This is a genomic window from Methylorubrum sp. SL192 (assembly GCF_026672325.1).
Lineage (GTDB): Bacteria > Pseudomonadota > Alphaproteobacteria > Rhizobiales > Beijerinckiaceae > Methylobacterium > Methylobacterium extorquens.
This window is the reverse complement of the sequence record NZ_JAPPQV010000003.1, coordinates 5023289-5050249: the sequence shown is the minus strand read 5'-3', so window position 1 is coordinate 5050249 and position 26961 is coordinate 5023289. Positions and strand designations below refer to the sequence as shown.

General features: G+C 69.5%; 25 protein-coding genes. 8 read left to right on the top strand and 17 right to left on the bottom strand.

From position 1 onward, the window contains the following. Window positions 1–42: 42 nt before the first annotated feature. From OVA30_RS24520 to OVA30_RS24495, 6 genes are all read right to left on the bottom strand, one after another. On the bottom strand, window positions 43–2229 hold the full coding sequence (locus OVA30_RS24520) for a TonB-dependent siderophore receptor (RefSeq protein ID WP_268177273.1): 2187 nt from the start codon (window positions 2227–2229) through the stop codon (window positions 43–45). A 191-nt stretch (window positions 2230–2420) separates the two neighbouring features. Then, window positions 2421–4127 carry a flotillin family protein gene (locus tag OVA30_RS24515; RefSeq protein ID WP_268177272.1) on the bottom strand — a complete coding sequence of 569 codons (1707 nt, stop codon included), beginning with the start codon at window positions 4125–4127 and terminating at the stop codon, window positions 2421–2423. Between the two features lie 36 nt (window positions 4128–4163). Further along, window positions 4164–4832, bottom strand: coding sequence for an OB-fold-containig protein (locus OVA30_RS24510; RefSeq protein ID WP_268177271.1), 669 nt, complete (start codon window positions 4830–4832; stop codon window positions 4164–4166). Further along, on the bottom strand, window positions 4829–5968 hold the full coding sequence (locus OVA30_RS24505; RefSeq protein ID WP_268177270.1) for a PspA/IM30 family protein: 1140 nt from the start codon (window positions 5966–5968) through the stop codon (window positions 4829–4831). The genes OVA30_RS24510 and OVA30_RS24505 overlap by 4 nt, the downstream gene beginning before the upstream one ends. Window positions 5969–6231: 263 nt before the next feature. Continuing rightward, window positions 6232–7929, bottom strand: coding sequence for a methyl-accepting chemotaxis protein (locus OVA30_RS24500; protein WP_268177269.1), 1698 nt, complete (start codon window positions 7927–7929; stop codon window positions 6232–6234). A 229-nt stretch (window positions 7930–8158) separates the two neighbouring features. Further along, window positions 8159–8608: a tRNA (cytidine(34)-2'-O)-methyltransferase gene (locus OVA30_RS24495; RefSeq protein ID WP_268177268.1), complete on the bottom strand. Its 450-nt coding sequence runs from the start codon at window positions 8606–8608 to the stop codon at window positions 8159–8161. A gap of 140 nt (window positions 8609–8748) precedes the next feature. Between OVA30_RS24495 and OVA30_RS24490 the strand changes: the two genes are divergently transcribed. The 3 genes from OVA30_RS24490 to OVA30_RS24480 all read left to right on the top strand — a co-directional run bounded on the left by OVA30_RS24490 (window position 8749) and on the right by OVA30_RS24480 (window position 12461). Continuing rightward, entirely contained in the window at window positions 8749–10605 is a 1857-nt protein-coding gene (locus tag OVA30_RS24490) for an ABC transporter ATP-binding protein (RefSeq protein WP_012605725.1), read from the top strand. Between the two features lie 24 nt (window positions 10606–10629). After that, the gene (locus OVA30_RS24485; RefSeq protein WP_268177267.1) at window positions 10630–12048 is read left to right on the top strand and encodes an MATE family efflux transporter; all 1419 of its coding nucleotides are present in this window, start codon (window positions 10630–10632) and stop codon (window positions 12046–12048) included. A gap of 65 nt (window positions 12049–12113) precedes the next feature. Continuing rightward, entirely contained in the window at window positions 12114–12461 is a 348-nt protein-coding gene (locus OVA30_RS24480) for a DUF3140 domain-containing protein (protein WP_012252413.1), read from the top strand. Window positions 12462–12472: 11 nt separating this feature from the next. Here the strand turns inward: OVA30_RS24480 and mtnA are convergent, their stop codons facing one another. The 6 genes from mtnA to OVA30_RS24450 form a co-directional block, all read right to left on the bottom strand. Next, on the bottom strand, window positions 12473–13570 hold the full coding sequence (gene mtnA / locus OVA30_RS24475) for an S-methyl-5-thioribose-1-phosphate isomerase (RefSeq protein ID WP_268177266.1): 1098 nt from the start codon (window positions 13568–13570) through the stop codon (window positions 12473–12475). 142 nt (window positions 13571–13712) lie between these two features. Then, window positions 13713–13916, bottom strand: coding sequence for a DUF1902 domain-containing protein (locus tag OVA30_RS24470; RefSeq protein WP_268177265.1), 204 nt, complete (start codon window positions 13914–13916; stop codon window positions 13713–13715). A 123-nt stretch (window positions 13917–14039) separates the two neighbouring features. Then, window positions 14040–15647 (bottom strand): phosphoglycerate dehydrogenase, encoded by a 1608-nt coding sequence (serA, locus tag OVA30_RS24465; RefSeq protein ID WP_253389550.1) that lies wholly within the window; start codon window positions 15645–15647, stop codon window positions 14040–14042. A gap of 157 nt (window positions 15648–15804) precedes the next feature. Continuing rightward, entirely contained in the window at window positions 15805–16980 is a 1176-nt protein-coding gene (locus tag OVA30_RS24460; protein WP_268177264.1) for a phosphoserine transaminase, read from the bottom strand. Between the two features lie 173 nt (window positions 16981–17153). After that, a complete protein-coding gene (gene trmD / locus OVA30_RS24455; RefSeq protein WP_268177263.1) occupies window positions 17154–17876 on the bottom strand; it encodes a tRNA (guanosine(37)-N1)-methyltransferase TrmD in 723 nt (240 codons plus the stop codon). A 106-nt stretch (window positions 17877–17982) separates the two neighbouring features. Next, window positions 17983–18300 carry a hypothetical protein gene (locus tag OVA30_RS24450; protein WP_268177262.1) on the bottom strand — a complete coding sequence of 106 codons (318 nt, stop codon included), beginning with the start codon at window positions 18298–18300 and terminating at the stop codon, window positions 17983–17985. 109 nt (window positions 18301–18409) lie between these two features. Here OVA30_RS24450 and OVA30_RS24445 point away from each other — a divergent pair, with 109 nt between their 5' ends. After that, on the top strand, window positions 18410–19141 hold the full coding sequence (locus OVA30_RS24445; protein ID WP_268177261.1) for a class I SAM-dependent methyltransferase: 732 nt from the start codon (window positions 18410–18412) through the stop codon (window positions 19139–19141). Window positions 19142–19209: 68 nt separating this feature from the next. After that, window positions 19210–20004, top strand: coding sequence for a bestrophin-like domain (locus OVA30_RS24440; RefSeq protein ID WP_012605717.1), 795 nt, complete (start codon window positions 19210–19212; stop codon window positions 20002–20004). A gap of 7 nt (window positions 20005–20011) precedes the next feature. Here the strand turns inward: OVA30_RS24440 and rimM are convergent, their stop codons facing one another. The 5 genes from rimM to OVA30_RS24415 form a co-directional block, all read right to left on the bottom strand. Further along, entirely contained in the window at window positions 20012–20683 is a 672-nt protein-coding gene (rimM, locus tag OVA30_RS24435; protein WP_268177260.1) for a ribosome maturation factor RimM, read from the bottom strand. 124 nt (window positions 20684–20807) lie between these two features. Beyond that, window positions 20808–21170: a 30S ribosomal protein S16 gene (gene rpsP / locus OVA30_RS24430; RefSeq protein ID WP_268177259.1), complete on the bottom strand. Its 363-nt coding sequence runs from the start codon at window positions 21168–21170 to the stop codon at window positions 20808–20810. Then, window positions 21170–21517 carry a chorismate mutase gene (locus OVA30_RS24425; RefSeq protein ID WP_012252404.1) on the bottom strand — a complete coding sequence of 116 codons (348 nt, stop codon included), beginning with the start codon at window positions 21515–21517 and terminating at the stop codon, window positions 21170–21172. Before OVA30_RS24425 ends, rpsP begins: the two co-directional genes overlap by 1 nt. After that, window positions 21514–23076 (bottom strand): signal recognition particle protein, encoded by a 1563-nt coding sequence (ffh, locus tag OVA30_RS24420; RefSeq protein WP_268177258.1) that lies wholly within the window; start codon window positions 23074–23076, stop codon window positions 21514–21516. Before ffh ends, OVA30_RS24425 begins: the two co-directional genes overlap by 4 nt. Before the next feature lie 18 nt (window positions 23077–23094). Beyond that, window positions 23095–23316 carry a hypothetical protein gene (locus OVA30_RS24415; RefSeq protein ID WP_003601553.1) on the bottom strand — a complete coding sequence of 74 codons (222 nt, stop codon included), beginning with the start codon at window positions 23314–23316 and terminating at the stop codon, window positions 23095–23097. 492 nt (window positions 23317–23808) lie between these two features. Between OVA30_RS24415 and OVA30_RS24410 the strand changes: the two genes are divergently transcribed. The 3 genes from OVA30_RS24410 to OVA30_RS24400 all read left to right on the top strand — a co-directional run bounded on the left by OVA30_RS24410 (window position 23809) and on the right by OVA30_RS24400 (window position 26877). Further along, the gene (locus OVA30_RS24410; protein WP_268177257.1) at window positions 23809–24315 is read left to right on the top strand and encodes a hypothetical protein; all 507 of its coding nucleotides are present in this window, start codon (window positions 23809–23811) and stop codon (window positions 24313–24315) included. A gap of 365 nt (window positions 24316–24680) precedes the next feature. Further along, window positions 24681–25766, top strand: coding sequence for an aromatic ring-hydroxylating oxygenase subunit alpha (locus tag OVA30_RS24405; RefSeq protein WP_268177256.1), 1086 nt, complete (start codon window positions 24681–24683; stop codon window positions 25764–25766). Window positions 25767–25815: 49 nt separating this feature from the next. Beyond that, a complete protein-coding gene (locus tag OVA30_RS24400; RefSeq protein ID WP_268177255.1) occupies window positions 25816–26877 on the top strand; it encodes an MBL fold metallo-hydrolase in 1062 nt (353 codons plus the stop codon). Window positions 26878–26961 lie beyond the last annotated feature (84 nt).

Here is a 26961-nt window from a genome sequence, read left to right as displayed (position 1 = left end):
CGAGAGGCTTTCCCACCCGGGGCGCGATCCGTCAATTCGGGCTCAGAACTTGTAGGTCAGGCTACCGAGGATCGTGCGCCGCGTGCCGACGAAGCAGTCGCCGCGGGCAAGGCAGGTCGAGAGATACCGCGTGTCGGCGATGTTGGAGACGTTGAGCTGCGCGCGCCAATGCGCGTCCTCCCAGCCGACCAGCGCGTCGGCGAGCGTCACGGCCGGCGTGTTGAAGCTGTTGAGCGAGCCGTTGAAGGATTCGCCGATATAACGCACGCCGCCGCCGACGAGGAAGGAGCCGGGCACCTCGGCCAGGGTGAAGCGGTGCGTCACCCAGAGCGAGGCGAGGTGCAGCGGCTGCGTCTCGACCCGCGCCCCGGCATTGTCGCCGGCCGCGTAGCGGGCATCGGTATAGGCGTAGCTCGCGATGATGTTGGTGTCGTTGTTGATCGTCGCGATCGCCTCGATGTCGCCGCCCTGGATCTTGACCTTCCCGGTCTGGATCGAGATCGGCAGGCCGCTCGGATCGGGGGTGAGCCGGTTGCGCTCCACCGTGTCGTAGATCGCCGCGTTGACCGCGAACCATGGGGTCGGGCTGTACTTGAAGCCGCCCTCGATCTGCTCGCCCTCGATCGGCCGGCAGGCCCCGCCCGCGCAGACATTGGCGCCGAAGATCGGGGTGAACGAGGTCGCGTAGGAGACGTAAGGGGTCAGCCCGTTCTCGAAGGCGTACATCAGGCCGATGCGGCCGGTGGTGGCCTCGCCGGCGACGCTTTCGGCGCCGCGCGTGGCGCTGTTCACCCAATCGTGCCGCATCGTGGCGAGCACGATCCACTGACCGAACTTGATCTGATCCTGCAGGTAGAGGCCGGTCTGGCTCTGCGAGAGCGCGGTCGGCACGCCGAGATCCGGCGGGGTCACGCCGACATAGACCGGCGCGTAGAGGTCGAACGGGCGGGCATCGGTGCCGAAGCCGGTGCGGGTGCTGTCCCATTGCTGGCGGAAATCGACGCCGCCGAGCACCGTATGCGAGATCGGCCCGGTGTCGAACCGCCCCTGAAGGTTGGTGTCGGTGGTGATCCGCTCCTTGATCGAGCTGACCCGGTAGGTGAACCGATCGACCGTCCGGCGGGCGGGATCGAGGAACGGCGCGTTCGGCAGATCCGCGCTCGGCGTCAGCGTGTAGACGTTGCCGTAGGCCGATTGATACGTGCCGTCGATGTGGCTGTAGCGCAGGTTCTGCCGCAGGATCACGTTGTCGTCGAAGCGGTGCTCGAACAGGCTGGTGATCGAACTCGTCTCGGTCTCGTAGCGGTTGAAGTTCGGGTCGCCGGTGAAGCGGCTCAGCGGGATGAAGCCGTTCGGCCCGGCATAGAGCGAGCCCTCGCGCGGCAGGAAGGCGTCGGAGGCGCCGAATGCGTCCTTCTGGTGCAGGCCGATCAGGGTCCAGCTCGTGTCGGCGGAGGGGCGCCACGTGACCGACGGGTTGATGACGTAGCGGTCGTTGGCGACGAAATCGGTCTGCGCGTCGGCGAGCCGCCCGACGCCGACGAAGCGGTAGAGGAACTGCCCGTCCTCGGTCAGGCGCCCGGTCGAATCCGTGAAGGCTTCCTTCCAACCGTAATTGCCGAACCGCACCCCGGCCTCGGTGTAGGGCACGTCGAGAGGGCGCTTCGAGACGAGGTTGATCAGGCCGCCGACGGGGCTCGACCCGTAGAGGGTCGAGGCCGGGCCGCGCAGCACCTCGAAGCGCGACAGGGTGTAGGGGTCGGGCCGCGGCTCGTTGAAGACGTCGGGATCTTTCAGGCGCAGGCCGTCGAGGAAGATCGCCGCGTCCGAGCCGCGGATGCGCGGATAGTCGCCGCGGGTGCTCGGGCCGTAGGCTTCCGCGGCGACGCCCGCAGTGTAGCGCAGGGCTTCCTGCACGCTGGTGGCCGCCTGCTCGCGGACCTGCTGCTCGCCGACGACCGAGATCGATTGCGGCGTCTCCCTCAACGCCGTGTCCGTCTTGGTGCCGGTGGCGCTGCGCTGCGCGACGTAGCCGGGGACTGGACCGAAGGCGCTCTCGGTGCCGGCTCCGCCGGGGCCGCTGCCGCCCCGGCCCGAACCCTCGACGCTGAGCGTTTCCAGCGTCACCGCCTCCTGCGCCCAGGCCGCGCCGGACGAACCGAGGGCGGCCGTGCCGGCGAGAAAAGCGGCAAGTCCGTAACGCAGTCGATCACGCAACGCAGACGACATCTAGGAACCCAGTTTCGTTATTCGCTGATGAGGCAGCTAGAACGAGGCGCTGAGCTTCGCAACACAGGTTACGTTTCTGGAAATAGAACGATTCAAGTCTTCAAGGTGATCCGGGTTTAGCTTCAAGCATCAGACGTGACTTTCGGGGAGATCATGCCTGTGCACATTCCTGCTTCGCTGTTTCTTTTCGGTCACTCGGCCGCGGCGGCGTGCCCTTTGGCGGCCGGCTCGACGGCCGTGCCGTTCCGCAGCCCGCCGACCAAGGTATCGAGGCTGCCCTTGCCCTCGGCGAAGCCCGCCTCGTTCAAAATCGCGCCGAGGATCGGGCTGTTGTACTGGTAGCGCAGCAGGTGGCCCGAGAGGCTGTCGCCGAAATTGGCCGAGACGCCGCCGGCGCCGTTGCCGCTGCCCATCATCCCGCCCGCATCGAAGATGCGGATCGAGTCGATCTTCTCCACCGCCCGCATACTTTCGCGCAGGGCATCCGGGATGATGCCGAGGCGCTTGAGGTTCGTCTCGAAAGCGCGGGCCTCGGCCGACAGCGCGTTGCGGGCCTCGTTCATCACCCGCTCGCGCTCGGCCTCGGCCTGTCCGAGCTTGGCGATGGCCTCCGCCCGCGAGGCGGCGGCGGTCGCCTCGGCCTCGGCCAGGGTGATGATGGCGTTGGCCCGGTCCTCGGCGGCGCGCCGCTCGGCCTCCGCCGTCACGGTGACGCCGGTCGCCTCCCGCTCGGCCTCCTGCTTGGCGGCGATGACGGTGACCTCGCGCTCACGCTCGGCGATCTCCTTGGCTTTGGCCGTGGCGACCCGCTCCTCCGCGGCCACGGCGAGCGCCTCCGCCGCCTTAGCGGCGGCACGGGCCTGCGACTCCTTCTCGGAGCGCTCGGCGATCTTGATGGCGTTGTCCTGAAGGATGAGCTGACGCTCGCGCTCAGCCTCCGCGTTGCGCTGGGCGATGGCCAGATCCGCCTCGATCCGCGCGCCCTCCGAGTTCTTGCGCGCCTCGGCCTCGCGCAGACGGACCACCTGCTCGCGCTCGATCCGCGCGGTCTCCTCGCTCTGCTGAGCGCGTTGCTCGGCCTGGGCGGTCTCGGCCCGAGTCTCGGCGGTCTTGTTGGCGATGTCGCGCTCCTGGGCGAGTTCCGCCTCGCGGGTGGTGCGCTTGATCTCGAGCTGCTTCAGCGCGGTCTCGCGGTCCTTCTCGGCCACCGCGACCTCGGCGTCGCGCTCGGTGGCGTTGCGCTCCTTGCGGCGCTGCTCAGTGATCTCCTTCAGCCGCGCGAGGCCTTCCGCGTCGAACGAGTTGTCCGGGTTGAAATGCTCGATCGAGGTCTGGTCGAGGCGGGTCAGCGAGGCGGATTCGAGTTCGAGGCCGTTGTGGCGCAGGTCGCCCGAGACCGCCTCCTGCACGCCCTTCACGAAGGCGGCGCGCTTCTCCTGAAGGTCGGGCAGGGTCATGCCGGCGGCGACCGAGCGCAGGGCATCGACGAACTTCGCCTCGATCAGCTCGCGCAGCAGCATCGCGTCGTTGGTGCGGTCACCCAGCGTCTGGGCGGCGAGCGCGATCGATTCCTCCTTGGGCTCGACGCGGACGTAGAACTCCACGGTGATGTCGGCCCGCAGGCGGTCCTTGGTGATCAGCGACTCGTTGCCGGAGCGCTTCACTTCGAGGCGCAGGGTGTTGAGGTTCACCATGGCGATGGAGTGGAACACCGGCAGCAGCACCGCGCCGCCATCGACCACGACCTTGCGCCCGCCGAGACCCGTGCGGACGAAGGCGGTGTCCCGCGTTGTGCGCCGATAGAGCCGGCTGAACACGAAGCCGATGCCGAGCAACGCGACGACGATGATGCCGGCGATCACCAGCAGGTTGACGATGCCGGGGCTGATCAAATCCATCGTGAGCGACCCTTTCGGTGGGGGAAGAAGAAGCGATCAGAGATCCGGCGCGGCGGGCACCGCGACGTAGACGGCGTTGGCCCGGTCCACGATCAGGACGCGGGCGCCGGCTTCCATGGCCGGGGCTCCGGGCGCGGCGCGGGTGCGCAGGAAGTGGGTGTTGCCGTGGCGGTCCACCGCCCGGACTTGGCCCGGAAGGCCTTGGTCGAGCGGCCCGAGGGTGACCTCCGCCGTCGCGCCGATCAGGTCGTCGGCGCTCACGACGTAGCTCTCGTCCCGCGGGATCAGCCGGGCGATGGCCTTGGTCGAGACGCGCAGGGCCGGCAGCGTCGCCGCCCCGGCGGCCGGAACCGCCAGGAGGGCGGGCAGGGGCGCGATGACGGCTGCGGCGAGGCCCTGCACCACGAAGCCCGCCAGGGCGAAGACGGCGAGTGCCAGGATCAGAAGGATCAGGAAGGGCACCCGGCCGAGATTGACCCACGACATCACTGCGGCGGGCGAGAAGGCGGCGTCTGCATCCGCCGCGCTCGTCAGGTCGCCGCCGCTCCCCGCCTCGTGACCGAGAGCACCGTCCACCAGCCCTGAGAGGGACTGCCCGAGGAGGAGGGACAGGGCCTCCACCGCGACGAGGCCGGCCATCACCACCGCGGCCAGGGTGAAGGGGAACAGGGCGGAGCCGGCGAGGGGGCCCACCAGCGAAGTCATGAGGGCCGGCCCTGCTTGAGCGCCGCGAGCCGGCGCTCGATGGTGTCGTCGCGGTGGAGACGATCCAGTTCCTCGACCGAGGGGTCGGCGACCGCCGAGGCAGTTCCGGTGACCCGGTCGATCGCCTGCAGCGATTGTTCGAGCTGGCGGGTGCGCGTCGCCTCCTCGCTGCCGTAGCCGTCGAGCAGGTCGGCCGCCTTGGCCGGGGGCTTGCGCAGGAGCGCGATGCGGTGCTCGGCGTCGCGCCGGGCGGCGGTGGCCGCCTGCATCGCTTTTGTCGCCGCCCCGTGCCGCTCGGCAACGTCGGCAAGGCTCGAATCGATCGCCTCGATCTGGCTCTCTAGGTCGAGCTGCCGCGCGATGCCGGCCCGCGCCAAGTCCTCGCGCCCGTTCGAGAGCGCCAGCGATAGCTTCTCGGGCAGCGCCCGCAACTCGCCGTCGAGCTGGCCGCGCCGGGCGGAGAGCCGGTGTTCCTCGGCCTTGATCTTGCCGAGGTCGAGCCGGGCCTCTTGGATGACGGCGTCGATCTCGCGCAGCGCCTGCTCGGCCACCGCGAGGCCGTTGCGATCCTCCACCGCTTCGAGGGCGGCGTTGGAGAGGCCGCCGATGATCCGGCCGACACGGGTCAGGATGTTTTCAGTCATGCGGGTCTCCTCCTGCGGTGCGGTGACGGAGACGCCCACCTGGATGGTGAGCGCGTCGCCCGCGATGGTGAGGCGGGCGCTGGAGAGTTCGCGCCAGGGGCCGTCGTAGCCCTCGACGCGGTAGGGCATCGTGCGCCGGCCGTTCATCGTGGTCAGCGCGATCTCCGAGGCGCCCTTCACGCTGAACAGCTTGTCGTCGAGCGGCATCGACGTGACCGTCTCGGGGTCGAACCCGGCGGCGCGCTGGGCGAAGTCGCGGATGCCGAGCGTCACGAGCCGGGCGGGCAGTCCGGTCTCGTCGCGCACCCGCTGGTAGCCGTGCTCGATCAGGGCGACGACGTTGGCGCGCAGGCCATGCTCGCGGCGGATTTCCTCGAGCAGAACGAGCATCCGCCGATAGGCCGCGAGCAGGGCGAACACCTCAGCGAGATCGGCCGGCTCGGGAAGGAGCCGGTAGGTGAGGCGAGAGGGGAGGGTTCCTGAACGGGTCACGAATCGAAGCTAAAACACCGTTTCGGTGTCTTCAAGCGCCGCACACGCGTCGGATGTGACATTCGCTAGGATATGCCCGTGGCGCGTGTGATGGGGCACATCGATCCCGACTCGTCGGGTCGGCGTCGCGATGCGGTCATCGGGCCGTCACGCGACGGCGGCGCGACGTTGCCCTGCGATTCGCCGGTCGCCGGACCCAAGCGGCAACGAAAAAGACCTCGCCCGTTGGGGCGAGGTCTCTCGGTCGTGCCACGGTGCGGTGGTCAGGCGGCCCGGACGGTCGCGAGGAAGCGCTGGACCTCCGCCGACAGGTGTTCGGATTGCCGCGACAGCTCGGCGGACGAGGTGAGCACCTGGCTCGCGGCGATGCCGGTCTCCTCCGAAGCCTGGGCGACCCCGGAGATGTTGCGCGTCACCTCGGCGGTGCCGCTGGAGGCCTGCGCCACGTTGCGCACGATCTCCTGCGTGGCGGCGCCTTGCTGCTCGACCGCTGCGGCGATCCCGGCCGCGACGTTGTTGATCTCGCGGATTCGGCTCGTGATCACGCCGATCGCCGCGACGGCCTGATCCGTGACGCCCTGGATCTCGCCGATCTGACCCGAGATCTCCTCGGTGGCGCGCGCGGTCTGGCTGGCGAGTTCCTTGACCTCCGTGGCCACGACCGCGAAGCCGCGCCCGGCTTCGCCCGCCCGCGCCGCCTCGATCGTGGCGTTCAGCGCGAGCAGGTTGGTCTGGGAGGCGATGTTGGAAATCAGCCCGACCATGTCGCCGATCCGGGCCGAGGTCGTCCGCAGCGCCTGAACCAAGTGGGTGGTCTGGTCGGCCTCGCCAACGGCGGCCTGGGCCAACCCGGACGAGCCCTGCACCTGACGACCGATTTCCTGGACGGAAACCCCCAACTCCTCGGCGGCGGCGGCGACCGTGCCGACATTGGAGGCGGCTTCCTCGGCCGCCGCGGCGACGGTCGTGGATTGCGAGGCCGTCTCGGTGGCGGTTGCGGTCATCTGCTGTGCGGTGGCCTGCAGCTCGGTCGCCGAGGCGGACACCATGCCGACGATGCCGCCGACCGCCGCCTCGAAGCCGTCGGCCAGTTCGACCATCGTGCGCTTGCGCTCGGCCGCTGCGGCTTCGTCCGCGCGCCGACGCACCTCGGCCTCCTCGGCCGCCTTGCGTGCCACCATGGCCTTGATGCCCTCGACGGCCCGGCCGACCGCACCGATCTCGTCGCCGCGGGCGGCCTCCTTGATCTCGGCCTCGATCTCGCCGCGCGCCATCCGCTGGAGGACGCCCACCAGGCTTCCGAGCGGGCGGGTGATCGAGAGCACGACGATCGAACCGGCCAGCGCCATCGCTCCCAGCAGGCCCACGACCGCGAAGCCGATGAGCATGGAGGTGCCGCGATCGGCGTCCTCCGTTGCCTTCACCTTCGCCGCGGCAAGCTCGCTGGCCAGCAGCGTGGAGCGGTTCTGCATCCATTCGTTCAGCTTGAGCCGCGCCGGGATGCCGACATCCCGCGCGATCCGGAAGGCCTCGTCCCCCTGCTGACGCAGGCCGAGGTCGTAGACGCGATCGAGCGTCGCGAAGAAGCTCTCGATATCGCGCCGCACGGCCTCGTTGGCGGTCCGCCGCTCGGGCGTGTCGGCCAAGGCGAGAAGCCGGTCGGCGCCCTCCCGTGCCTCGGTCATGCCGGCCTGCTGGCGCGTCCGAAAGCGAGCCTTGTTCTGCGGATCGCTCTCAAGCAACATGTTGCGATCCATCACCGCGGCCTCGGTGATGCCTCCCCGCATATGCAACAGCGCATCGAGGCGCACGGCCTGGACGTCGACGATCCGGGCGGTCTGTTCCGAGAGGCCGCGCATCACGTCGCGGGCGTAGACGATCAGGCCGGCACTGATCATTACAGTCAATGCGAATGGTAACGCAATTTTAAATAATAGCTTCGCGTTGCTGAAAATGTTCATTGAACGACCCTGGAATTCGGCAAAATGCCTAAAACTTATTCAGCAACGCCCCTCGTGAAATCTGAGTTAACATTTGCAATAGAGAGGGCCCTTGTCGCAGGGGGAAACGTAGCCGTCCGGCTCCGAGACAGGCTCTGCCCATCCGCTCCGAACGCAGCCGTGCTCCCTGGCGTCGGCGGCCATCAGCGGGTGCCGCGGACGCGCTCGGCCCTACCTGATCACCTGCCCTTCATCCGACTTGCCGGATCGCCTCGCCCAGCATCATCGCGGCGCAGACCGCCACGTTGAGCGAGCGCAGGCCCGGCCGGATCGGCACCACCACGCGGGCATCGGCGGCCGCGTGAACCGCTTCCGGCACGCCGGCGGATTCACGGCCCATCAGCAGGCAGTCGCCGTCGCGGAACGCGTGCTGCGTGTAGGGCACCGAGCCGGTGGTGGTGGCGAGCACGAGGCGGATACCTATCTCGCGCCGCCACGCCTCGAAGGCGTCCCAGGAACGGTGCCGGGTGATCGCGACGTGGTCGAGATAGTCGAGCCCCGAGCGGCGTAGGTGCCGGTCGGACACGTCGAAACCCGCGGGTTCGATGATCTCCACGGCGATCCCGAGGCAGGCGGACATGCGCAGCATCGTGCCCGTGTTCTGCGGGATATCGGGCTGGTAGAGGGCGAGGCGCAGCATCGGCGGGGAGGGATTGCGAAGGGGCGAGGCGAGTTAGGGCAAGGCAGGGCAGGGTCTTGCCTGCGGCATGGGCGCAGGGTTGGCCCGGCGTCAAGGAGGCTTACCTCAGCCTCTCATTCCTCACTTGGTCTCACAAAAACATGTTCCTCGATTGGCTCGAGCGCCGCATCGATCCGTTCGCGCCCTTCGACGACCGGCGCGTGCCGCCGAAGACGGTGCTCGGTTTCGCAGGGTTCTATCTGCGGCCGATCCGCTTCGCGCTGCTGGCCCTGTTCGTCATCGCCGTGGTCGCGGGCGGCATCGAGGCGTCGCTCTACCTGCTCATGCGCTGGTTCATCGACCTGATGAACGCGGCCGACCGCACCACCGTGCTGAGCGACAACGCCGTGCCGCTGACGCTCGCCGCGCTGCTGCTCCTCGTGGTGCGCCCGCTGGCGGCCTTCCTGCACGAGCTGGCCTCGAACCAGCTCATCGTGCCGCAATCGACCAACCAGATCCGCTGGCGCACCCACCTCTACACGCTGGGCCACTCGCTCTCGTACTTCCAGGCGGATTTCGCCGGGCGGCTCGCCAACCGCACGGTACAGGTCGGGCCGGCGGTGCGCGAACTCGCCGTCGTGTTCATCGACACGCTGCTCTACGTGGCGATCTACGCGGTCACCGCGATCGGGCTGTTCTCCTCGATCTCCGGCTGGCTGGCACTTCCTGTCGTCCTCTGGGTGGTGGCCTATGCCGGGCTGACGGCGTGGTTCGTGCCGCGCGCCCGCAAGCGCTCGCACCTCACCGCCGAGACCCGCTCGACCCTGATCGGCCGGGTGGTCGACAGCTACACCAACATCCTCACCGTCAAGCTGTTTGCCCGCGACCGCGAGGAGCGCGCCACCGTGCGCGATGCGGTCGATACCCACACGCGGGCCTATCTCCACCAGTTCCGGCTCACCACGTTGACGACGAGCCTGCTGGCGGGGCTCAACAGCCTGCTCCTGTTCGCCACCGCAGCCGTCTGCTTCGCACTGTGGCAGCGCGGTGCGCTGACGACCGGCGAAGCCTCGGCCGGCCTCGCGCTGATCCTGCGGCTGATGGCGATGTCGGGCTGGGTGATGCAGACCGTGCGCGGCGTGTTCGAGAATGTCGGCGTGATCCAGGAGAGCATGCAGACCATCGCCCGTCCGCACGGCCTCACCGATGCGCCCGATGCGAAGACGCTGCAGGTCACCGGCGGCGAGATCCGCTTCGAGAACGTCGATTTCCACTACGGGCGGGGTGATGCCAGCATCATCGAGGACTTGTCGTTCCAGATCCGCCCCGGCGAGAAGGTCGGGCTCGTCGGCGTCAGCGGCGCGGGCAAGAGCACCATCACCGCGCTGCTGCTGCGTCTGCATGACGTCGAGGGCGGTCGCATCCTGATCGACGGGCAGGACATCGCCGGGGTGACGCAGGATTCCCTGCGCCAAGCCATCGCCATGGTCAGCCAGGACACCTCGCTCCTGCACCGCTCGATCCGCGACAACATCGGCTACGGTCGCCCGGATGCCACCGACGCCGAGATCGAGCAGGCGGCGCGGCTGGCGCATGCCCACGAGTTCATCCTCGACCTCGTGGACCACAAGGGCCGGCGCGGCTACGACGCCCATGTCGGCGAGCGCGGGGTGAAGCTCTCGGGCGGGCAGCGCCAGCGCATCGCGATTGCCCGCGTCATCCTGAAGGACGCGCCGATCCTGATCCTCGACGAGGCGACGAGTGCCCTCGACAGCCAGGTCGAGGCGGCGATCCAAGAGGCACTCGACACGCTGATGGGCGACAAGACCGTGCTGGCCATCGCCCACCGGCTCTCGACCATCGCCGCGCTCGACCGGCTGATCGTGATCGACAGCGGCCGGATCGTCGAGGAGGGCACCCACGCCGAACTGATCCGCCGGGGCGGGCTCTACGCCGACCTGTGGCGGCGCCAGTCCGGCGGCTTCCTGGGGGATCGGGCGCCGGCTCCGGCCTCCTGAGCGAACGAACGGAGCTGAGAACACGTGACGTCTTCACCGAGCCTCGCGGCCGGCGCCCTCGGGCGGCCGCCGGCTTCGCCCTGGCTCGACGAACTGCGCGCGACGCTGAAGCTGTCGGCGCCGCTCGTCCTCATCAACCTCGCCCAGCACGGTCTGGTCGCCTCGAACGCGGTGCTGCTCGGCCGGCTCGGCGCCGAGCCCATCGCCGCGGGTGCGCTCGCCACCAGCCTCTACCTGCTGCTGTTCATCGGCGGCATCGGCCTCACCTCCGCGGTGGCACCCCTCGTCGCGGAGGCCGTCGGGCGGGCCGCGGGCGCGGGGGCGGGCGAGGTGCGGCGCACGGTCCGGGCGGGCCTGTGGGTCGGCTTCCTCGTGACGCTCGCGCTGATGCCGGGGCTCTGGTTCACGGAAGGGCTGCTGCTCGCGCTCCACCAGGAGCCGACCGTCGCCCGCGAGGCCGGCGCCTATATGCGGGTGCTGCAATGGTGGATGTTCCCGGCCCTCGCCTTCATGGTGCTGAAAGGCGCGCTCGCCGCGCTCCAGCGCCCGGGGCCGCCGCTCGCCGTGAGCCTCGCCGCGCTTCCGCTTAACATCGCGCTCGGGGCCTTCTTCGCCTTCGGCCCGCCGGACCTCGGCATCGTCGGCGTCGCGCTCGGCACCGTGGTCACCGAGTTCCTGGCGATCGCCGCCCTGGTCGCGGTGATCCGGCTCGACGGGGGCCTCCGCCGCCACCGCATGTTCGCCCGCCTCTGGCGCTTCGACACCGAGCGCCTCGCCCGCGTCGTGCGGGTCGGCCTGCCGATGGGCGTGGCGGGCATCGCCGAGGCTGGCCTGTTCGAGGCGGCCACGGTGGCGATGGGCACCTTCGGCACGCTGCCGCTCGCCGCCCACGCGATCACGCTGCAGATCGCCGCGACCTGCTTCATGGTGCCCAACGGCATCGGGCAAGCGGCGACGGTGCGGGTCGGCCGCGCCTATGGCGCCGCGGACCGGGCGGGCCTGCGCCGCGCGGGCGCTGTCGCGCTCTGGCTCGGCTTCGGCTTCATGGTGGCCTGCGCGCTGGCGCAGCTTTTCGCTCCGCACACGCTGATTAACCTGTTCCTCGACGCCGAGGCGCCGGGCGCGGCCCAGGTCTATCCCGTCGCCGCCGGATTCCTGATCTTCTCGGCGCTGTTCGCGATCTCGGACGGCGTGCAGTCGGTGGCGCTCGGCGCTTTGCGCGGCTTGCAGGACACCAAGGTGCCGATGCTGATCGCGCTGTTCGGCTACTGGGGCATCGGCGTGCCGCTCGGGGCGGCGCTCGCCTGGGGCGCGGGCACGGGCGGACGCGGGATCTGGGCCGGCTTTTGCGCCGGCCTTCTCGTGGTCTCGGTGGCGCTGGTGATCCGCTGGCGGCGGCTGAGCGCCGGCCGGCCGCGCGTCCCAAGCGCGCAGTCGGCGTGAGGCCGGAACCGCGTCCGAAACGCCCCCGTTCTCGCCCCGACGAGACCGGGAGGACGAGGGGCGCCATGGCCGAGAAAGACGATCACGAGACCATCTGGAAGGACTTCAAGGGTGCGGTGAACATGACCGCCTCGGCCCTCGAAAAATTCCTGGAGACCGACGAGAGCCAGTCGGTCGGCCAGAAGAAGGACGGCGGCGAGGCCACCGGCCACAAAGAGGGCCGGCGCATCGTCGAGATCCTTCACAAGAAGAAGGCCGACCTCAGCGACGACGACTACGCCCACATGAAGAAGGTCGTGGGCTACGTGAACCGCCACCTCAAACAGGGCGGGCCCGAGGACAAGTCCAAGACCGAGGACTCACCGTGGCGGCTGTCGCTGATGAACTGGGGCCATGATCCGCTGAAGGACTGACGGTCCGTTCGTCAGGCGGCCCGGCGCCGCTCCGGATAGAGCCCGGCCAAGCCGTCCTCGGAGGCGTCACAGACGCCGCGCTCGGTGATGATGCCGGTGACGAGGCGGGCGGGCGTCACGTCGAAGGCCGGGTTGGCCACCGGGCTTCCCGGCGAGACCACGGCGACGGTGGCGAAAGCGCCGTCATCGGTGCGGCCGGTGAGATGGGTGACCTCGCGGGCGTCGCGCTCCTCGATCGGGATGTCGCGCACCCCGTCGGACAAGGTCCAGTCGATCGTCGAGAACGGCAGCGCCGCGTAGAACGGGATGCGGTTGTCGGTGGCGGCCAGCGCCTTCAGATAGGTGCCGATCTTGTTGCAGACGTCGCCCGACGCCGTGGTGCGGTCCGAGCCGACGATGCAGACATCGACCTGCCCGTGCTGCATCAGATGGCCGCCGGCATTGTCGGCGATCACGGTGTGCGGCACGCCGTGGGCGTTGAGCTCGAAGGCGGTGAGCGCCGCGCCCTGGTTGCGCGGCCGGGTCTCGTCCACGAAAACGTGGACCGGCACGCCAGCATCGTGCGCGACGTAGATCGGCGCCAGCGCCGTGCCCCAATCGACCGTGGCGAGCCAGCCGGCGTTGCAATGGGTCAGCACGTTGACCGGCCCGTCCTTCTTCGCGGCGATCTCGGACAGGATCTTGGCACCGTGCTCGCCGATGGCGCGGCAGCTCGCGACGTCCTCGTCGGCGATAGCAGCGGCCTCCGTGAAGGCCAGCGCCTCGCGCGCCGATTGCGGGGCGCGGCGCAGCACGGCGGCCATCCGGTCGAGCGCCCAGCGCAGGTTGATCGCGGTCGGCCGGGTTGCGGCGAGGGTCGCGGAAGCCCGCTCGATCCCCGCCTCGCTTGCATCCTGCCGCATGGCCAGCGCCATGCCGTAGGCGGCGGTGACGCCGATCAGCGGCGCGCCGCGCACCACCATGGTGCGGATCGCCACCGCGGCGTCGTCCAAGTTCGCCAACCGCTTGAGTTCGAAGGCGAAGGGCAGCCGGGTCTGGTCGATGACCATGATGGCATCGCCGTCGGCCTCGGGGAAGATGGTGCGGTAGGGGCGGCCGTCGATCTTCATGGTGTGCTCGCGCGTGAGAGCATCAGCTCGGCCGCGGCCAGGGCCGTCCGGAGCGATGCCTGACGATGTCTCATCGCGCGAGTGTGTCGCCAGGATGGCCCCGGCCGGTCAAGTCGTCCGAGGCCGTCTTTCGACGGCGTTTTCAGCGCTTCACCCGTTCGACGTAGATGTCGAGATAGGCGCCGTCGTCGAGGCCGAGCAGGTCGCGGATCATGCCGGGCAGCTTGCACAGCAGGGCCGGTATGGTCGGCGCCTCGGTGGCGAGGCCCGGCACCGGCGAGTCGTGCACGAAGAAGACGCCGGCCGCCTCGTCCCAGGCGCAGCGAACGGTGAATTTGCGGGCCATCGCGCGATCCTCTTGGTCAGGGGGAGGGGGGACGGCGCGGGAAGCGCCGTGCCGTGACGGTCGAGGGAGCGGTCGGGATCGTCCGCCGGGGGCTTGCTGGCCTCAGTCGGGGGCTTGCCGGCCTCAGAAGCGTACGGGGCGGACACGTTTCACCTGTGGGATCGCTTCGATCGCCTTCAGAACCTCGGGAGAGACCTCGGCATCGACCGCCACGAAAGCGATGGCGTTGCCGCCCTCGGCCTCGCGGCCCATCGCGAAGGTCGCGAGGTTGACGCCCGCCTCGCCGAGCACGGTGCCGAAGCTGCCGACGAAGCCCGGCCTGTCGTGGTTGCGCACGTAGAGCATCAGCGGCGCGAAGGGCGCGTCGATGTTAATGCCGCGGATCTCGATGACGCGCGGCTTGCCGTCGTTGAAGACGGTGCCGGCGGCGTCGCGCGGCATGTCCTCCGCATCCACGGTGATGCGCACCACCGACTCGTAGTCGCTGGCCCCGCCCTCGCGCTTGATCTCGTCGATGACGATCCCACGATCCCGCGCGATCACGGGGGCCGAGACCATGTTCACCTCTTGCAGGATCGGGCGCAGCACGCCGGTCACCGCTGCCGAGGTCAGTGCCCGGGTGTTCATCCCGGCCACCGCACCCTCGTAGGTGATGCGGATGCCCTTGATCGGCGCTTCCGTGAGCTGGCCCAGGAACAAGCCGAGTTTTTCGCACAGGGCGACGAACGGCTTGAGGCGCGGCGCCTCCTCGGCCGAGATCGAGGGGAAGTTGATCGCGTTGGTGATGGCGCCGCTGAGGAGGTAATCCGCCATCTGCTCGGCGATCTGGAGCGCGACGTTCTCCTGCGCCTCGGAGGTCGCGGCGCCGAGATGCGGCGTGCAGATCACGTTCGGGTGGCCGAAGAGCGGGTTCTCGATCGCCGGTTCGGTCACGAACACGTCGAGGGCCGCGCCCGCGACATGGCCGGAATCGAGGGCGGCACGCAGCGCGATCTCGTCCACGAGGCCGCCGCGGGCGCAGTTGACGATGCGCACGCCGCGCTTGGTCTTGGCGAGGTTCTCTTCCGAGAGGAGGTTGCGAGTCTTGTCGGTGAGCGGCACGTGCAGGGTGATGATGTCGGCCCGCGCCAGCAATTCGTCGAGTTCGACCTTCTCGACGCCGATTTCGAAGGCGCGCTCCGGCGTCAGGAAGGGATCGTAGGCGATCACCTTCAGCTTGAGCCCGATCGCCCGGTCGGCGACCACGGCGCCGATATTGCCGCAGCCAACGACGCCGAGCGTCTTGGCCGTCAGCTCGACGCCCATGAAGCGGTTCTTCTCCCACTTGCCGGCCTGGGTGGAGGCGTCCGCCGCCGGGATCTGGCGGGCGAGCGCGAAGATCAGGGCAATGGCGTGCTCGGCGGTGGTGATCGAATTGCCGAACGGCGTGTTCATCACGATCACGCCCCTGGCGGTCGCGGCTGGCACATCGATCGTGTCGACGCCGATGCCGGCGCGGCCGATCACCTTCAGCCGGGTGGCTTGCGCCAGCAGCTTGTCCGTCACCTTGGTGGCGGAGCGGATGGCGAGCCCGTCATATTGGCCGATGATGGCGGCGAGCGCCTCCTTGTCCTTGCCGAGGCCGGGCTGGAAATCGACCTCGATGCCGCGATCGCGGAAGATCTGGACGGCGGCGTCGGACAGGGCGTCGGTGATGAGGACCTTGGGCTTGGTCTGGGTGAGCTTAGGCACGGGAAGCACCTCGCATCATGCGGGCGCGCAGGATCGCTGCCTCGCACGGAGGCATGGCCGGTCGCCGCGTCGCGCGGGACATCACCGGCGGATCGCTGGAGCGCGTCAATAAGCAAATGGCCGGTCTCGCGACCGGCCATCATGACGTCTCAGACCCTCAGGCCGCCGCGGCGGCGAGCGCCGCCTTCTCCTGGGCGAAGGCCCAGTCGAGCCAGGGGGTGAGCGCCGCGAGGTCGGACGCCTCCACGGTGGCCCCGCACCAGATGCGCAGGCCGGCCGGCGCGTCGCGGTAGGCACCGAAGTCGAAGGCGACGCCTTCTTTTTCCAGCCGCGTGACGAGGGCGGCGGCGAACGCCTTCACCGCGGCGTCTCCCTTGGCGAGCACGTCCGAGTCGGTGATCACGAGGCAGACGCCTGTGTTCGAGTAGGTCGCCGGATCCACCGCGAGATGGCCGATCCACGGGGTGCGCGCCACCCAGTCATGGATCACCCGCGCATTGGCGTCCGCCCGCGCATGGAGCGCGTCGAGGCCGCCGATGCTCTGCGCCCATTTCAGGGTGTCGAGGTAATCCTCGACCGCGAGCATCGAGGGCGTGTTGATGGTCTCGCCCTTGAAGATGCCCTCGAGCAGCTTCCCGCCCTTGGTCAGGCGAAACACCTTCGGGATCGGCCAAGCCGGCGTGTGGCTCTCGAGGCGCGCGACGGCGCGCGGCGAGAGGATCAGCATGCCGTGCGCGGCCTCGCCGCCCATCACCTTCTGCCAGGAATAGGTGACGACATCGAGCTTGTCCCACGGCAGCGGCATCGCGAAGGCGGCCGAAGTCGCGTCGCAGATCGTGACGCCCTCACGGTCGTCGGCGATCCAGTCGGCGTGCGGGACCTTCACGCCGGCGGTGGTGCCGTTCCAGGTGAAGACGACGTCGTTGTTCTTGGTGTCGATCGCATCGAGCTTGGGCAGGATGCCGTGCTCGCCGACATGCACCTTCGGGTCGATCCGGAGTTCCTTGAGCGCGTCCGTGACCCACTCGGCGCCGAAGGAATCCCAGGCCATCACCTCGACGGGCTTCGGGCCGAGCATCGACCACATCGCCATCTCGACGGCGCCGGTATCGGAGCCGGGGACGATGCCGATGCGGTAATCGGCGGGGATGCGCAGAACCTTGCGTGTCAGCTCGATGGCTTCGGCGAGCTTCGCCTTGCCGACAGCCGAGCGGTGCGAGCGGCCGAGCGCGGCACCGGAGAGGGCATCGAGGCTCCAGCCGGGACGCTTGGTCGTGGGGCCGGACGAGAAATAGGGCACGCGCGGACGCGCGGCGGGCATTTGAGCCGTCATGTCATCCATCCTTCCAGATGGTTGCCTCCCGTTGGGGGGAGGTGTCCCGCCGCTGGAGATGACGGATCACGCGCCACAATGCAAGCGGCCATTCCTGCATTCAGCGCCGTGTGTGCTGCCGGTGACAGAACGATGGTTCAGTTGCCGGAAGAATAGATGTGGTGAAGTTCCATCTAAGGTTCATCCCGCTCCAGCAGGTCGGGGCGGCGCGCCCGCGTCAGCGCACGGCTCTGCTCCGCCCGCCAGCGGCCGATGGCGGCGTGGTTGCCGCCCATCAGCACGTCGGGAATCGTCCGGCCCTCCCATTCTCGGGGCCGGGTGTAGTGCGGGTATTCGAGCAGCCCGCCCTCGAAGCTCTCCTCGACGCCCGAGGCGTGCTTGCCCATCACGCCGGGCAGCAGGCGCACGCAGGCGTCGATGAGCACCACGGCCGCGATCTCGCCGCCCGAGAGCACGTAATCGCCGATCGAGACCTCCTCCAACGCGCGCGCCTCGATCACCCGCTCGTCCACACCCTCGAAGCGGCCGCAGACGATGATGGCACCGGGACCCTCGGCCAGCGCCCGCACGCGGTCCTGCGTCAGCGGCCTTCCGCGCGGGGACATGAGGAGGCGGGGGCGGGGATCATCCGCCGGCGCCGCGGCGTCGATGGCGGCCCCGAGCACGTCGCAGCGCAGCACCATCCCGGCCCCGCCGCCGGCCGGCGTGTCGTCGACGTTGCGGTGCCGGCCGAGCCCGTGCTCGCGGATCTGACGCGGCTCCAGGCTCCACGTCCCCCGGCCGAGCGCGTCCCCCGACAGCGAATGACCCAGCGGACCGGGAAACATCTCCGGGTAGAGAGTCAGGACGGTGGCCCGCCAGGGGGCCGCCGCGCCGGGGAGAATGGGCTCGCTCATGCCGCTTGATGGCGGCGGCGGGCGGGCCGGTCAACGGAGGCCGCCCGCCGAACCATCGTCATGAGCGGTGGGCGTGGGCGTTCGGACGACGGTAGCGACGCGACGGTCAGCGCCGAGCCATCGGTGCCCGCCGCTTCGGTGCGGAAGTGCGATGGCTCTTGAGCCTCCGTTGCGGGCGCGGGCGGATACGGCGCTCGGCCGGGTCCATGCCGGGCTCGGCGTAGGGCTCCGCGGAATATCCGGACGGCCGGTTCACCGTGGAGAGGCCGAACGGATCGGGCGAGCCCATGGGCAGTCCGACCGTCGCACCGGGCATGCTCTGGGCCTGGGCAAGGCTCGCCGGGAGGAGCGTCAGCGCCAGGGCGGCGGCGGCCGCGAGGATCGCTTGGCGAAGGAAGAGAGGGCGAAGCATCGGGTTGTGCATGGGGTTCTCGTTCGCGCCTGGGTTCGGACCTGCCTCGACAGAACGGGGACAGTTCACGAAGGTTCGCCCCGGCCGGTGCGTTCCGCGCATTTGTGCGTTGAAAGCCGGCATGATCCGTTTTGCCGCCGCCCTCATCCTCCTGTCGCTTCCGGCCCTCGCGGCCGAGCCGCTCGCGCCTCCCGGCGCGCCGGCCGAGCGATTCCCGAGGCCGGATCGCCCGGTCGCCGAGATCGTCGCGCCGCAATGGGCGCACGAGCGGGAGCGGGACAAGGCCGACGAGGTAGGGCAGGTCGCCCGCCTGATGCGGATCGCCCCCGGCGAGACGGTGGCCGATATCGGCGCGGGCAGCGGCTACTACGTGTTCCGTCTTAGCCCCCGCGTCGGGCCGCAGGGGCGCATCCTCGCGCAGGACATCACGCCGGATTACCTCGCCGATCTGGAGCGCCGGCTCGCGGAATCAGGGTTGTCCAACGTCACCCTGGTGCGCGGCGAGGCGCACGACCCGCGCCTGCCGCCCGGCTCGGTCGATGCGGCGGTGCTGGTCCACATGTACCACGAGATCGCCCAGCCCTTCGGCCTGCTCTGGAACCTCGCCGCCGCGATGAAGCCCGGCGGCCGGGTCGGGATCGTCGATGCCGATGCGATCCCCTCGCGCCACGGCACGCCGCCGAAACTCCTGCGCTGCGAACTCGCTTCCGTCGGCTACCGCGAGGTGTCGATGACGCGGCTGAAGGGCGGGGTCGGCTATCTCGCCGTCTTCGAGGCGCCCGCGCCGAACCGGCGGCCGGCACCGGAGACGATCCGCCCTTGCCGGGACGAGGCCACGCGCGAAAGGCGCTGACGCGTCTTTACCGAATCGGAGGGGTTGGCCGGCCACGCTGCCGGCCCGTCCTCATAATCCGCTCGGCAATGATCCTCGACCTCTGGCTCGACCAACCCGTTTGGTTGATGTTCACCCTCCTCTCGGGCGTCTTCCTCGCGCTCTGTCTGCTGTTGAGCCTGCTCTCGAACCTGCCGTGGACGCGGTCGGGGATGCGCCTGCTCGCGAGCGGAATCGTGCCGCCCTATATCGGCGTGATCGCGGTGCTGCTCTCGCTGCTGACGGGCTTCGTCGCCAACGATGCTTGGGAGCGGCAGCGGCAGGCCAGCCGCGTGGTCCAGGCCGAGCGGTCGCACGCGCTCGCGGTCTACGATCTCAGCATCGCCTCCGCGCCGGACATGAGCGGCCTGCGCACCTCGCTGTTCGCCTATCTCGATGCCGTCGTGAAGGAGGAGTGGCCCTCCATGGCCGCGGACGGCGCCTCGGCCCCGGCCGTCGGCCAAGCGCTCGGGCGCCTGCTCCAGACGGCGGCCGACCCGCGCACGGCCGCGGAGGCGGGCGAGGCGACCTATGCGGCCCTTCTCGAAGCGGTGATGCAACTCCGCTCGGCCCGTAGCGAGCGTCTCGCCCTCAGCGCCGCGCGCAGCGACGAGAGCAAGTGGCTGACGCTGCTCGTGCTCGCGATCCTGACGCTGACATCGATCGCCCTCGTCCATTGCGAGCGCCCGTTCGCGCAAGCGACCACGCTCGCCCTGTTCTCCGCCGCGATGGTGACGACGCTGAGCGTGATCGCGATGCACGAGCGGCCCTTCGATGGGCCCCTGGCGCTGTCGTCCGAGCCGATCCGCCTCGCTCGCGTCGCGATGGAGGCGGGCACACGCTGATCGGTGATCAGCCCGGATCGTCGGCGGGCTTCGGCCCCGGCGGGGCGAACAGATCGTCGGGCGGGTCGGCAACGACCTTTCCACCGGCGATGTCGAGGCTCGGCACGAACGCCTTGGTGAAGGGCAGGAGCGCGGTCGGGCCGCCCGCTGCCGGGCGGATCTCGAGCAGGTCGCCACCGCCGAAATTTGGCACCGCCACGATGGTGCCGATCACCGTCCCGGCGCCGTCCTCGACGGTGAGGCCGATCAGGTCGGTGAGGAAGAACTCGTCCTCGTCCTCCACCTCGCCCAGACGCTCGCGGGCGATGGCGAGGGTGACGCGGTTGAGGGCTTCGGCGCCGGTGCGGTCGTCCACGCCCTTCACCCGCACGATCAGCAGGTCGGGGGAGCTGCCGGCGGCGGGCCGGACGTTGGCGAGTTCGAGGGTGCGCCCGTCGGAGGCGTGCAACGGGCCGTAGCCCGCGATCGCCAGGGGCTCGCTGGTATGGGATTTCAGCCGGATTTCGCCGTGCAGCCCGTGCGGCCGGCCGAACTCGCCGAGCAGGACAAGCCCCGGATCGGGGGAGGCGGGCGGGGTGGGCGCGGCGGCGTGCGGCTTACGGGCCGAGGTGACGGCCTCCGTAGGGAGGCGGTCGGACCGCGCAGGTCCGCGCGATGAGGATCCGGGGCGGCGGGCCATGCAGTCTGCCTGTCTCGATCGGTCAAATGTCCCGCCCCGGACCCAGCCGGGTCCGCCCGGCTCGGGCGGACCGGAGCGGATCCCGGGCAAGCCCGGGATCCGTCGTGGGGAGGGACGGCCTGGCTTACGCCGCGGCGTCTTCGGCCGGGGCGGCAGCCTTCTCGGCGCGCTTGGCGGCGCGCTCCCTGGCCTTCTCGCCCGGCTCGGCCTTCTGCGGGTTGTTGCGGGTCGGGCGCTTGGCGAGGCCGGCGGCGTCGAGGAAGCGCAGGACGCGGTCGGTCGGCTGCGCGCCCTTGGCGAGCCAGGACTGGATCTTCTCGTTGTCGAGCACGATCCGGGCCGGATCGTCCTTGGCCTTCATCGGGTCGTAGGCGCCGACCTTGTCGATGAAGCGGCCGTCGCGCGGGGCGCGGGCGTCGGCGATGACGATGCGGTAGTACGGGCGCTTCTTGGCGCCGCCACGGGTGAGACGGATCTTGAGGGACATCAGTCGTTCCTTTCGGTGTCGGGTTTCGCTGGAGTGTTCTGATCGACGCTTTCGGCGATCGTCCGGTGGTGCCGAATGACTTCCTTGACCACGAAGGCGAGGAATTTCTCGGCGAAATCGGGGTCGAGCTTGGCTTCGACCGCGAGATTTCTCAGGCGCTTGACCTGACGGGCCTCCCGATCCGGATCGGAGGGAGGCAGACCCTTGCGGGCCTTCAACTCGCCGACCCGCTGGGTGCAGCGGAAGCGTTCGGCGAGCAGATGGATGAGCGCGGCATCGAAGTTGTCGATGCTCTCACGCAGGCTTGCCAGCTCGGGATCGATTCCTTGCGCGGACAAGATTGTCATTTCTTCTTACCCGGCAGGAAGCCGCCCAGCCCCGGCATCTTCGGTCCGCCCAAACCCGGCAGGCCCGGCATCTTTCCACCCCCGAGCCCCGCCGGCATCGGCGGCAGCTTGCCGCCGAACTGCTTCTCGATTTCGGCGATCTGCTCCGGCGTCGGCTCCGGCATGCCCGGCGGCAGCTTCATGCCGCCCGGCAACCCGCCCGGCATACCACCGCCGAGGCCGAACATGTTGCCGAGCGCCTGGCCGATGCCGCCGCGCTTGCCCGAGCCCATCGCCTTCATCATGTCGGCCATGGTCCGGTGCATCTTGAGGAGCTTGTTAATCTCCTCGACCTTGACGCCGGCACCCGCCGCGATGCGCTTCTTGCGGCTGTTCTTGAGCAGATCGGGGTTCTTGCGCTCCCCTGCCGTCATCGAGGAGATGATGGCGCGCTGACGCTTGAACATCTTCTCGTCGAGGTTGGCGCCCTCGACCTGCTTCTTCATCTGCCCCATGCCGGGCAGCATCCCCATCAGGCCGCCGATGCCGCCCATCTTCTCCATCTGGGCGAGCTGCATCGACAGGTCTTCGAGGTCGAACTTGCCCTTCCGCATCTTCTCGGCGGTGCGTAGGGCCTGCTCGTGGTCGATGGTCTCGGCCGCCTTCTCGACGAGCGAGACGATGTCGCCCATGCCGAGGATGCGGTTGGCCACCCGCTGCGGGTGGAATTCCTCCAGCGCATCGACCTTCTCGCCGACGCCGACGAGCTTGATCGGCTTGCCGGTGACGGCGCGCATGGAGAGCGCCGCGCCGCCGCGGGAATCGCCGTCCATGCGGGTCAGCACGATCCCGGTGACGCCGAGGCGCTCGTCGAAGGCGCGCGCGGTGTTGACCGCGTCCTGGCCAGTGAGCGCGTCGGCCACCAGCAGGACTTCGTGGGGTTTCGTCGCCGCCTTGACCTCGGCGGCCTCGTTCATCAGGCCCTCGTCGACCGTGGTGCGGCCGGCGGTGTCGAGCATGACCACGTCGAACCCGCCGAGGCGGGCGGCTTCCATAGCACGCTTGGCGATCTGCACCGCCGACTGGCCGGCGACGATCGGCAGGCTCTCGACCTCGACCTGCTTGGCGAGCACCGCCAACTGCTCCATCGCCGCGGGACGCCGCGTGTCGAGGGAGGCGAGCAGCACCCGGCGCTTGTCACGCTGGTTCAGCCGCCGGGCGATCTTGGCCGTGGTGGTCGTCTTGCCCGAGCCCTGGAGGCCGACCATGAGGATGGCGACGGGAGCGGGTGCGTTGAGATCGACGACGCTGGCATCGGTGCCGAGCATCGCGATAAGCTCGTCGTTGACGATCTTCACGACCATCTGGCCGGGCGTCACCGACTTGAGCACGACGGCGCCCACTGCCTTCTCGCGCACCTTGTCGGTGAACGAGCGCACCACCTCCAGCGCCACGTCGGCTTCGAGCAGCGCGCGGCGCACCTCGCGCATGGCGGCGGTGACGTCGGCTTCCGTCAGGGCGCCGCGGCGCGTCAGGCCGGAGAGGATACCGGAAAGGCGGTCGGAAAGGCCTTCGAACATGTGTCGCGTCAGCCTGGGCTACTGGTGAAGGCCGGCATTGGCCACGCGGCGCGCGCGGAGCGCATCCTCGAAGGAGGCCACCGCACGGGCGAACTTGTCCCGGCACGCCGCATCGCAGAAACCGACCACCGCACCGTTGTAGAGGGTCAGCGCCTCGGGCACGATCGGCTTGCCCGACCACGGGCAGAGGTCGTTGACCGCATCCTCGATGCGAAGGGTGGTGTCGCTCGCGGGCGCCATGGCAGGGCTCGTTTGACGCTTCGGCGCACGCCCGGCAACGACAAGGGCGCCCGAGGGCGCACACGCGCTGTCGGACGTTGACCTCCGGCCCCTCGGGCCGGTCGGCGGCTCATCGTGACGTTCGAACGTCGAAATGGAGCCGGGCGGATAGGCCCTGGCCCGCCCCAAGTCAATCCCAAGCCCGTTTCCTATCAGGGCCATCGCTCGAAAGCGATGACCCTGCTTTGTTGCCGGCCTCAGTCGCCGGCGCCCGCCTCCGCGGGCTTAGGCTTCCGCTCCGCTCGATGCTTTCGGGGGCTTACGCCCCAGAAAGCCCGCTCCGCGCGGCGCTCTTCGCGCCGCGAAGCCGCGCCTGCGGCTTCGAGCGATGGCCCTGCATTTCCTGGGGCGATCCCGACGGAGGGTTTGCCCGCTGACCGATGCGGGACCGTACCCGAAACGGACGTAAGCGGATGGTTAAGCTTTACTCTTCGTTAAGCATGTTGAGGTCTGATGCTCCTCAACGCACCGCTGGAGGTGCCCGAGGACTTCCCGATGTCGGAACCCGCGCGACAGGCCCCGTCTCCCGAGCCCGGTCTCCGGTCTCCCGCTGCTACCGCGCCGCTGCGTGATTGGCTCGCCACGATGCGCACCGCCATGTCCGACACGCCTGCCGTCGAGACGCGCGGCGCGGAGCCCGCTCCCGCCGAGCCGGACGCCGAGGCCCGCAACAGCGGCTGGTCGCCCCGCCTCGTCTCCGTCGCCGCAAAGTCGGCTGAGGCTGCCGACGAGGACGTCGCCGAGATCATGGCTGAGAACATGATGCTGAAGGCTCGGCTCCGGCTGGAATCCGAGCGCCGCGACGAGCTTCAGGTCATCCTGGCCCAGGAGATCCGCGAGCTGCGCGCCCACATCGCCGAAGAGGTCGGCAAGATGGACGACCTGCGGACCGAGCGCGATCTCTGGCGCGCCCGCTGCGAGGCCCTGGCCGCCCCGCTGTTCCAGGTTCAGCACCGCTGAGCCGTCCTCAAGACATTAGAAATGCGAAGGGCCGCCCCGAGGGGCGGCCCTTCCATTGTCGAACCGGTCAGTCCGACGAAACCTGCTGAGATCCCGCGGGTGCGTTAGGCGCACACGCCGGAGGCAACAGTCCAGGTCTTGGTCGTCGGCGACGGCTGATGACAATGAGACACTGGATCACCTCCTTTCGTTCGTTGCGGATGAGCCCAAGGTAGGGGTGATTTTCGCCGTGCGAAAGAGCCTTGGCGGCTGATCCGGTGCGTTGTCTCGCCGCGGTGCAGCATGCGGTTCCGCCCATGCCGCTGGCCGCCGGGCGGCGAGGAGCCTAAAGAGGGCGCCCGTCAGCATCGGGCCCTTCAGACGTCATGTCCTCCGCCACCGCCCCGCGCATCTCTACCGACGACGCCCTCGATCCGCGCGCCATGCGCGAGCCGTTGTCGAACGCCTGGTACTGCGCCGGCCGCGCCTCGGCGGTCGCGGGCGGAAAGATGCGGGCCGTCGCGCTCAACGGCGAGCAGGTCGTGCTCGGCCGGGCCAAGGACGGTAGCCTGTTCGCGCTGCGCGACCGCTGTCCCCATCGCGGCATGGCTTTGTCCAAGGGCAAGTTCGACGGCGACACGCTGATGTGCCCGTTCCACGGCTGGCGCTTCGGCACCGACGGGCGCTGCCGCGACGTGCCGACGCTCTCCGCGCACGACGCCTCGGACTTCTCGCGCATCGCGGTCCAGCGCTTCCCCATCGTCGAGAGCGCGGGCTTCCTCTGGGTCAACCCGCATCTCGGCCCCTCCGACGCCGGCGCCGTGCCGGCGGTGCCCTCCCTCGATTTCGAGCCGGCCGGCTGCCTCGTGCTCGAACTGGAGGTCGAGGCCTCGTTCGACCTGACGACGCTGAGCCTCGTCGATCCGGGCCACGTCGCCTTCGTCCACGACACGTGGTGGTTCCGGCCCTCGAAGGAGCTGCGGGAGAAGGTGAAGACCTTCCAGCCCGTGCCGCACGGCTTCGTCATGACGAGCCACGCGACCACGACGAGTTCGCCGGTCTACCGCCTGCTCGGCGGCGCCCCGGAGGTCGAGATCGAGTTCCGCCTGCCCGGCGTGCGGCTGGAGCGGATCAAGGCGGGTACGAAGCGCGTGGCCAACTACACCTTCGCCACGCCGATGGCCCCCAACCGGACGATGCTGACCAACGCGCTCTATTGGAGCATGCCGGCGCTCAACCTCCTGAAGCCGATCGCCCGGCCGCTGATGCGCCAGTTCCTGACCCAGGATCAGCAGGTGCTCCAGCACGCGCAGGCGGGCCTCGACCGCAAGCCGACCATGGTGCTGCTCGGCCAGGGCGATCTGCCCTCGCAATGGTATTTCCGCCTCAAGCGCGAGGCCCTGGAGGCGGCGCGCGAAAGCCGCCCCTTCGCCAACCCCCTGACCCGCCAGGAGCTGCGCTGGCGCTCGTGAGGCCCTGCGCCGCGCTTGAACCGCGGACCGGACAGGCCATCTTGGCCGTATGAAGAAGCGTGGCCTGCTCACGGTCGCCAGCGCGGCCACGGTGATGACCCTCGGGGGTGTCGGCTACGCCGCGCATCGCCGGAACAAGAACCCCTATTACCGCGGCCCCGAGAGCGCGCATTTCGACGGGCTGCGCTTCCACGCCCCGAACCAGCCGCCCGACAAGTCGCTCTCCGACCTCGCCCGCTGGCGCCGGACCGGCAAGCCCGAGGCGTGGCCGGCGAGCTTCCCGAGCCCGTTTCCGGCGGACAGGCCGCCGGAGCGGTTCGAGGGGCTTCGCGTCGTCCTGATCGGACATGCGAGCTACCTGTTCCAGGTCGCGGGCCGCAACATCCTGGTCGATCCGGTCTATGCCAAGCGCGCGAGTCCGGTCCGCTTCGCCGGGCCGAAACGGGTCAACGCGCCGGGCATCGCCTATGCCGACCTGCCGCCGATCGATGCGGTGCTGATCACGCACAACCATTACGACCATCTCGACGGGCCGACGATCGCCCGCCTGTGGCAGGACCACCAGCCGCTGATCGTCGCCCCGCTCGGCAACGACGCGATCCTGCGCGGCTACGACGAGACCATGCATGTCGAGAGCCACGATTGGGGCGAGTCGGTCGATCTCGGCGCCGGCATCACCGTGCATCTGACGCCGGCCAACCACTGGTCGGCGCGCGGCTTCAACGACCGGCGCATGGCCCTGTGGTGCGCCTTCGTGCTCACGACGCCGCGCGGTGTGCACTACCATGTCGGCGATACCGGCCTCGGCGACGGCGCGCTCTTCCGCGAAATCCGCGCCCGGTTCGGCCCGCCCCGGCTCGCGACTCTGCCGATCGGCGCCTACGAACCGCGCTGGTTCATGCAGCCCCAGCACATGAACCCCGCCGACGCCGTGGAAGCCCTGGGCCTGCTCGGCGCCGATCAGGCGCTCGGCCACCATTGGGGCACGTTCAAGCTCACCGACGAGGGCATCGAGCGCCCCGTCGAGGCGCTGGGCGAAGCGCTGACGGCGGCTGCGCTTCCGCCGGATCGGTTCCTGGCGCTGCGGCCGGGGCAGGTTTGGGAAGGGTAGGGACAGCGGATCTGCAAGCACGCGTTGCGCTCTTCACGGCCTGATGGCAGCGTGGCCGAAAGAGCGGATCGAGTCGCGAAGGTA

What these genes read in the sequence shown, in the direction of transcription:
- OVA30_RS24520 (WP_268177273.1), bottom strand. Translation starts at nt 2,229, where the DNA reads ATGTCGTCTGCGTTGCGTGATCGACTGCGTTACGGACTTGCCGCTTTT.
- OVA30_RS24515 (WP_268177272.1), bottom strand. Translation starts at nt 4,127, where the DNA reads ATGGATTTGATCAGCCCCGGCATCGTCAACCTGCTGGTGATCGCCGGC.
- OVA30_RS24510 (WP_268177271.1), bottom strand. Translation starts at nt 4,832, where the DNA reads ATGACTTCGCTGGTGGGCCCCCTCGCCGGCTCCGCCCTGTTCCCCTTC.
- OVA30_RS24500 (WP_268177269.1), bottom strand. Translation starts at nt 7,929, where the DNA reads ATGAACATTTTCAGCAACGCGAAGCTATTATTTAAAATTGCGTTACCA.
- OVA30_RS24495 (WP_268177268.1), bottom strand. Translation starts at nt 8,608, where the DNA reads ATGCTGCGCCTCGCCCTCTACCAGCCCGATATCCCGCAGAACACGGGC.
- OVA30_RS24490 (WP_012605725.1), top strand. Translation starts at nt 8,749, where the DNA reads ATGTTCCTCGATTGGCTCGAGCGCCGCATCGATCCGTTCGCGCCCTTC.
- OVA30_RS24480 (WP_012252413.1), top strand. Translation starts at nt 12,114, where the DNA reads ATGGCCGAGAAAGACGATCACGAGACCATCTGGAAGGACTTCAAGGGT.
- mtnA (WP_268177266.1), bottom strand. Translation starts at nt 13,570, where the DNA reads ATGAAGATCGACGGCCGCCCCTACCGCACCATCTTCCCCGAGGCCGAC.
- OVA30_RS24470 (WP_268177265.1), bottom strand. Translation starts at nt 13,916, where the DNA reads ATGGCCCGCAAATTCACCGTTCGCTGCGCCTGGGACGAGGCGGCCGGC.
- OVA30_RS24460 (WP_268177264.1), bottom strand. Translation starts at nt 16,980, where the DNA reads ATGACGGCTCAAATGCCCGCCGCGCGTCCGCGCGTGCCCTATTTCTCG.
- trmD (WP_268177263.1), bottom strand. Translation starts at nt 17,876, where the DNA reads ATGAGCGAGCCCATTCTCCCCGGCGCGGCGGCCCCCTGGCGGGCCACC.
- OVA30_RS24450 (WP_268177262.1), bottom strand. Translation starts at nt 18,300, where the DNA reads ATGCACAACCCGATGCTTCGCCCTCTCTTCCTTCGCCAAGCGATCCTC.
- OVA30_RS24445 (WP_268177261.1), top strand. Translation starts at nt 18,410, where the DNA reads ATGATCCGTTTTGCCGCCGCCCTCATCCTCCTGTCGCTTCCGGCCCTC.
- OVA30_RS24440 (WP_012605717.1), top strand. Translation starts at nt 19,210, where the DNA reads ATGATCCTCGACCTCTGGCTCGACCAACCCGTTTGGTTGATGTTCACC.
- rimM (WP_268177260.1), bottom strand. Translation starts at nt 20,683, where the DNA reads ATGGCCCGCCGCCCCGGATCCTCATCGCGCGGACCTGCGCGGTCCGAC.
- rpsP (WP_268177259.1), bottom strand. Translation starts at nt 21,170, where the DNA reads ATGTCCCTCAAGATCCGTCTCACCCGTGGCGGCGCCAAGAAGCGCCCG.
- OVA30_RS24425 (WP_012252404.1), bottom strand. Translation starts at nt 21,517, where the DNA reads ATGACAATCTTGTCCGCGCAAGGAATCGATCCCGAGCTGGCAAGCCTG.
- ffh (WP_268177258.1), bottom strand. Translation starts at nt 23,076, where the DNA reads ATGTTCGAAGGCCTTTCCGACCGCCTTTCCGGTATCCTCTCCGGCCTG.
- OVA30_RS24415 (WP_003601553.1), bottom strand. Translation starts at nt 23,316, where the DNA reads ATGGCGCCCGCGAGCGACACCACCCTTCGCATCGAGGATGCGGTCAAC.
- OVA30_RS24410 (WP_268177257.1), top strand. Translation starts at nt 23,809, where the DNA reads ATGCTCCTCAACGCACCGCTGGAGGTGCCCGAGGACTTCCCGATGTCG.
- OVA30_RS24405 (WP_268177256.1), top strand. Translation starts at nt 24,681, where the DNA reads ATGTCCTCCGCCACCGCCCCGCGCATCTCTACCGACGACGCCCTCGAT.
- OVA30_RS24400 (WP_268177255.1), top strand. Translation starts at nt 25,816, where the DNA reads ATGAAGAAGCGTGGCCTGCTCACGGTCGCCAGCGCGGCCACGGTGATG.